This is a genomic window from Pseudomonas sp. VI4.1 (assembly GCF_002029345.1).
Taxonomy (GTDB): domain Bacteria; phylum Pseudomonadota; class Gammaproteobacteria; order Pseudomonadales; family Pseudomonadaceae; genus Aquipseudomonas.
Map to the genome: position 1 here is coordinate 1 of NZ_MULM01000026.1, position 3,984 is coordinate 3,984.

At 61.1% G+C, this 3,984-nt stretch carries 3 protein-coding genes; 1 reads left to right on the forward strand and 2 read right to left on the reverse strand.

The window, feature by feature from the left end; all coding sequences use genetic code 11:
• Positions 1-717 (reverse strand): YgcG family protein (locus tag BZ163_RS00305; RefSeq protein ID WP_128869353.1); only part of this gene is annotated, 717 nt, incomplete at its 3' end.
• Positions 718-760: 43 nt separating this feature from the next.
• Positions 761-1,372 (reverse strand): LemA family protein, encoded by a 612-nt coding sequence (locus BZ163_RS00310; protein WP_128869354.1) that lies wholly within the window; start codon positions 1,370-1,372, stop codon positions 761-763.
• A 235-nt stretch (positions 1,373-1,607) separates the two neighbouring features.
• Between BZ163_RS00310 and bglX the strand changes: the two genes are divergently transcribed.
• Positions 1,608-3,899, forward strand: a complete 2,292-nt coding sequence (gene bglX, locus BZ163_RS00315; protein WP_128869355.1) for a beta-glucosidase BglX — start codon at positions 1,608-1,610, stop codon at positions 3,897-3,899.
• Positions 3,900-3,984: the final 85 nt, after the last annotated feature.

Genomic DNA, 3,984 nt, shown 5'->3' on the forward strand with positions numbered 1-3,984 from the left:
CCCGCCGCCACTAAAGCCCCCGCCGCCACCACCACCAAAACCGCCTCCGCCAAACCCGCCTCCCGAGCGCCTCGGCCGCCACCGCCCCCCGCTTGGCAGGATACCGAGCACCTGGCAGACGAACATCGTCAGGATGAACAGCATCACCAGAAACACCAGCAACCCCGGATGCCGCGAAACGAAGTCGCTTTGCTGATCGCCTCGGGACTCGTACACCGTGGACGGTTCATCCAGCGGGTTTCCTCCCAGCACCACCAGCATCGCCGCGACCCCGTCGCTGATGCCCTTGCTGAAGTTGCCGGCCTTGAACGCCGGGGTGATCACCTGATTGATGATCACCGAACTCTGCGCATCGGTCAGGCGCTCTTCCAGGCCATAACCGACTTCGATGCGCAACCTGCGCTCATCGCGAGCGACGATCAGCAACGCGCCGTTGTTCTTGTCCTTCTGGCCGATGCCCCAGTGGCGCCCGAGCTGATAACCGAAGTCCGCGATGTCAGTGCCCTGCAGATCCGGCAACGTGACCACCACCAACTGTTCACCGGTGGCCTTTTCATGGGCGTCTAGCTGCTGGGTGAGCTGCTCGCGCACCGACGGCTCGATCATTGCGGCGTTGTCCACCACCCGCCCGGTCAGTTGCGGAAACTTCAATTCGGCCTGGACCGTCAGGGCCAACACCCAGAGCAACAGCACCAGGCCAACTTTCAACACGCGCATTGGCAACCTCATCCATGGTGACGCATCTAACCTGAACCGGCGCTTACTTGAACTTCACTTCAGGCGCTTTCTGCGCATCGGGGCTGGTGGCCTCGAAGGTCTCGCGCACGGGCAGATCGCTGTACATCACCGTGTGCCACAGGCGACCGGGGAAGGTGCGGATTTCGGTGTTGTACTTTTGCACCGCCAGAATGAAATCCCGTCGCGCCACGGCGATGCGGTTCTCGGTGCCTTCAAGCTGCGACTGCAACGCGAGGAAGTTCTGGTTGGCCTTGAGATCCGGATAGCGCTCGACGACCACCATCAACCGGCTCAATGCGCCGGTCAGCTGATCCTGGGCCTGCTGGAACTGTTTGAGTTTCTCCGGGTTGTCCAGGGTGTTGGCATCGACCTGAATCGAAGTGGCCTTGGCCCGGGCTTCGACCACCGCGGTCAAGGTCTCCTGTTCATGCTGCGCGTAGCCCTTGACCGTTTCCACCAGGTTGGGGATCAGGTCGGCGCGGCGCTGGTACTGGTTCTGCACCTGGCCCCAGGCGGCCTTGGCCTGTTCGTCGAGGGTCGGAATATTGTTGATGCCGCAGCCGGCCAGCAAGCTGGTCAGTAACATCAAGGCTGCGACCCGCAGACTGTATCGATAGTGGTGTCGTACGTTCATCTGGTTGACGCTCCCTTGCACATTCCGTTGAAAAACAACCTGCGAACTTTGAGACGGCTCTTGGGGCATAATCTGTGCCGCCACTGGCATGCATCGAGCCAATGGGCTAAAAGATGCCCCAGCGCTAAAACACGATAGAAGTGTGCTGCATTTACCTGAACAACAATAGTCGCTCCCTCAATTTTGGCTGACCGGCGCGTATTCACTGCCGTTTAGGCTTTAGAGAAAACCATTCATGAAGAAGCTGTGTTTGCTGGGCCTGTTCGTCAGCCTGGCCAGTCATACCGTATTGGCCGCCACGACGCCCGCACCTCTGGAGAACAAGGACGCCTTCGTCAGCAACCTGATGAAGCAAATGACCCTCGATGAAAAAATCGGTCAGCTGCGCCTGATCAGCATCGGCCCGGAAATGCCCCGGGAGCTGATCCGGCAGGAAATCGCCGCCGGCAACATCGGCGGCACGTTCAACTCGATCACCCGCCCGGAAAACCGTCCGATGCAGGACGCGGCCATGCGCAGCCGGCTGAAGATCCCGATGTTCTTCGCCTATGACGTGATCCACGGCCACCGCACGATTTTCCCGATTCCGATAGCCTTGGCTTCGAGCTGGGACATGGACGCCATCGGCCTGTCCGGGCGCATCGCCGCCAAGGAAGCCGCGGCGGACAGCCTCGACATCACTTTCGCGCCGATGGTCGATATCTCCCGCGACCCACGCTGGGGCCGCACCTCCGAAGGCTTCGGCGAAGACACTTACCTGGTGTCGCGCATCGCCGGTGTCATGGTCAAAGCCTTCCAGGGCGCGGGCGCAAACGCGGCCGACAGCATCATGGCCAGCGTCAAGCACTTTGCCTTGTACGGCGCGGTCGAGGGCGGTCGCGACTACAACATCGTCGACATGAGCCCGGTCAAGATGTACCAGGACTACCTGCCGCCGTACCGCGCCGCGATCGACGCCGGTGCCGGTGGGGTGATGGTTGCGCTGAACTCGATCAACGGCGTGCCGGCCACCGCCGACACCTGGCTGATGAATGACCTGTTGCGCCAGCAATGGGGCTTCAAGGGCCTGGCCGTCAGCGACCACGGGGCGATTTTCGAACTGATCAAGCACGGCGTCGCCCGTGACGGTCGCGAAGCCGCGAAGCTCGCCATCAAGGCCGGCATCCACATGAGCATGAACGACACGCTCTATGGCAAGGAACTGCCAGGACTGCTCAAGGCCGGCGAGATCCAGCAGAGCGACATCGACAATGCCGTGCGTGCCGTGCTGGGCGCCAAATACGACATGGGCCTGTTCAAGGACCCGTACCTGCGCATCGGCAAGGCTGAGGATGACCCGGTCGACACCTACGCCGACAGCCGCCTGCACCGCAGCGAGGCCCGCGATGTCGCGCGCCGCAGCCTGGTGTTGCTGAAAAACCAGGGCGACACCCTGCCGCTGAAGAAAACTGCGAAAATCGCCCTGGTCGGCCCGCTGGCCAAGGCGCCGATCGACATGATGGGCAGCTGGGCCGCGGCGGGCCGGCCGGCTCAATCGGTGACCCTGTTCGATGGCATGACCCATGCGTTGGGCGCACAGTCGACGCTGATCTACGCCCGTGGCGCCAACATCACCGGCGACAAGAAAGTCCTCGATTACCTGAACTTCCTCAACTTCGATGCCCCGGAAGTGGTGGACGACCCGCGCTCGGCCCAAGTGCTGATCGACGAGGCTGTGAAGGCCGCCAAGGATGCCGATGTCATCGTCGCAGCCGTGGGCGAGTCCCGTGGCATGTCCCATGAGTCGTCGAGCCGTACCGACCTGAATATTCCGGTCAACCAGCGCGAGCTGATCAAGGCACTGAAAGGCACTGGCAAACCGCTGGTGCTGGTGTTGATGAACGGCCGCCCGCTATCGATTCTCGAAGAGAAGGAACAGGCTGACGCGATCCTGGAAACCTGGTTCAGCGGCACCGAAGGCGGCAACGCCATCGCCGACGTGCTGTTCGGCGACTACAACCCGTCGGGCAAACTACCGATCACCTTCCCGCGCTCGGTGGGGCAGATTCCGACCTACTACAACCACCTGAGCATCGGCCGGCCGTTCACGCCGGGCAAACCGGGCAACTACACCTCGCAGTATTTCGATGACACCACAGGTCCCCTGTTCGCGTTCGGTTTTGGCTTGAGCTACACCGATTTCAGCCTGACCGACATGGCCTTGTCCTCGACCACGCTGAACAAGACCGGCAAGCTCGACGCCAGCGTCATGCTGAAAAACACCGGCAAGCGCGACGGCGAAACCGTGGTCCAGTTGTACATCCAGGACGTGACCGGCTCGATGATCCGACCGGTCAAGGAGTTGAAGAACTTCCAGAAAATCATGCTCAAGGCCGGCGAACAAAAAGTCGTGCACTTCACCATCACCGAGGACGATCTGAAGTTCTTCAACGGCCAGCTCAAGTACGTGGCGGAACCGGGCAAGTTCAATGTGCAGATCGGCCTGGATTCACAGGACGTGACGCAGCAGAGTTTTGAACTGCTGTAATCCCTGACACACCGCATCCCTGTAGGAGCTGGCTTGCCAGCGAAGGCGGCTTAACGTCCAACGATGATGTTGAATGTTATGGACC